This is a genomic window from Sphingobacterium sp. SGL-16 (assembly GCF_011043515.1).
GTDB lineage: Bacteria > Bacteroidota > Bacteroidia > Sphingobacteriales > Sphingobacteriaceae > Sphingobacterium > Sphingobacterium litopenaei.
The window spans coordinates 1-224 of record NZ_JAAKGQ010000141.1 but is presented as its reverse complement, the minus strand read 5'-3'; the positions used below and the strand labels follow the sequence as shown (position 1 = coordinate 224).

1 pseudogene is annotated in these 224 nt (G+C 34.4%); it reads right to left on the bottom strand.

The window, feature by feature from the left end:
- Nucleotides 1-224, bottom strand: a pseudogene (locus tag G5B32_RS17010) (IS5/IS1182 family transposase); the annotation flags it as partial.

Here is a 224-nt window from a genome sequence, read left to right as displayed (position 1 = left end):
GGCATCTGTATCTTTGGAAATCGTATGACGATAGGCCTCATCTGTATCTTGTACCGTTTCTTTCAGCAAATTTAATTTCTCTTTAACAACAGGAACATAGCTTAGGGACTGATCTGCTTCAATCAATTTTTCTAGTTCTTTACAATATTGTATTTCTTTTTCTATTTCATCCGTAGTATTCTTTTTGGGCATACGATCCTTCATGGTATCATCAATGCTATACA